Annotated in this window: 2 protein-coding genes and 1 tRNA gene; 2 read left to right on the forward strand and 1 reads right to left on the reverse strand. The window is 72.6% G+C overall.

Annotation, left to right across the window (positions count from 1 at the left end):
- Positions 1 to 367 precede the first annotated feature (367 nt).
- The gene (orn, locus tag B7767_RS41175) at positions 368 to 970 is read left to right on the forward strand and encodes an oligoribonuclease (protein ID WP_085576319.1); all 603 of its coding nucleotides are present in this window, start codon (positions 368 to 370) and stop codon (positions 968 to 970) included.
- Between the two features lie 118 nt (positions 971 to 1,088).
- A tRNA-His gene (locus B7767_RS41180) sits at positions 1,089 to 1,161 on the forward strand.
- Between the two features lie 102 nt (positions 1,162 to 1,263).
- Here B7767_RS41180 and B7767_RS41185 read toward each other — a convergent pair.
- Positions 1,264 to 1,600: substrate-binding domain-containing protein (locus B7767_RS41185; RefSeq protein WP_179167530.1), on the reverse strand; the 337-nt coding region annotated here is incomplete at its 5' end.

Raw genomic sequence — 1,600 nt, forward strand, 5'->3', positions numbered from 1 at the left:
CCCGCACCAGTCCCGCCGCACGGCGGCGGCCGGCGCCCTGGGACCGTCCCTGACGGCCTCGGCCCTCCCGGGTCAGCGCAGCGCGCCGTGAGGTGAGGAACCGCGGAGCAGAACGGAACGGGCCGGAGGCACCAGCCTCCGGCCCGTCGGCCTGGACGGGCGGGCCCCGGCCCCCGTCCCGCACGCGGCGAGGCCGCCCGGACCACGGCCGGCCCGTCGGGGGCGCCCCTTCCGGGGGAGATCCGGGACGAGGCCCGTCCAGGGCCGAAGCGGGGCCCCGGGGCGGCAGCTCCTGTGACGTTCACACCGGCGCGGAGAGGTGTCACCACCGGTCCGGCACAGCGCGGCGCCCCGTAAGGTTAGACACATGAACGATCGCATGGTGTGGATCGACTGCGAGATGACCGGCCTCTCGCTGTCGGACGACGCGCTCATCGAAGTGGCCGCCCTCGTCACCGACTCCGAACTGAACGTGCTCGGCGAGGGTGTGGACATCGTCGTCCGCCCGCCGGAGCGGGCCCTGGAGACGATGCCGGAGGTGGTGCGGGAGATGCACACCGCGTCCGGGCTGCTCGCCGAGCTGGAGGGCGGCACGACGCTCGAGGACGCCGAGCGGCGGGTCCTCGACTACGTGCGGGAACACGTCAAGGAGCCCGGCAAGGCCCCCCTGTGCGGCAACTCCGTCGGCACCGACCGCGGTTTCCTGCTGCGGGACATGCCGACCCTGGAGGACTACCTCCACTACCGCATCGTGGACGTGTCCAGCATCAAGGAGCTGGCCCGCCGCTGGTACCCGAGGGCGTACTTCAACAGCCCCGAGAAGAACGGCAACCACCGCGCCCTCGCCGACATCCGCGAGTCCATCGCGGAGCTGCGCTACTACCGCGAGGCCGTCTTCGTACCGCAGCCGGGGCCCGACTCGGACACCGCGAAGAAGATCGCCGCGAAGCACGTCCTGCCTGCTCAGTAGGCGGATCGGGGGGTCGTCGGGGGCCGCCGCGGAAAGCGTGCGCGAGCACCCCTTCGGACCCTGTACACTTTTTCTCGGCCGGTCGGAGAAGTCACTGACCTCAACCGACGAGGCCATGGTGGGTGTAGCTCAGCTGGTAGAGCACCTGGTTGTGGTCCAGGATGCCGCGGGTTCGAGTCCCGTCACTCACCCTCACCGATTCAGCCGGTGACCTCGTACGAGGTCACCGGCTGAACTCGTTTCCGGCGATGAGCGCGGGAGCGGACGCCGGACCGGCGCCCGCTCCCCCGGCGTCACGACGAGGCGCGGCCCACCAGTTCCGTCGCCAGCACCATCTGGCGCCGCCCCAGCTCCCGGGACACGGAGGGGCGACGGTCGGCCACCTCGGCGAGGAGGAGGTCGATCATCGCGCGGCCCATCTCCTCTATCGGCTGGCGCACGCTGGTCAGCGGCGGGTCCATGTGGCGGGCGATGACGGAGTCGTCGTAGCCGACCAGGGCCACGTCGTCGGGGATGCGGCGGCCCGCGTCGCGCAGGGCGTGCCGGGCGCCGGCCGCGGTGACGTCCGAGGCGGCGAAGACGGCGTCCAGGTCGGGGCGGCGCTCCAGCAGGGCCGCCATCGCGCGCCGG

The sequence above is a fragment of the Streptomyces sp. 13-12-16 genome (assembly GCF_002114215.1).
Classification (GTDB): Bacteria; Actinomycetota; Actinomycetes; order Streptomycetales; family Streptomycetaceae; genus Streptomyces.

Excerpts from the sequence above, each read along its gene's own strand:
- orn (WP_085576319.1), top strand. The coding sequence starts at position 368 with ATGAACGATCGCATGGTGTGGATCGACTGCGAGATGACCGGCCTCTCG.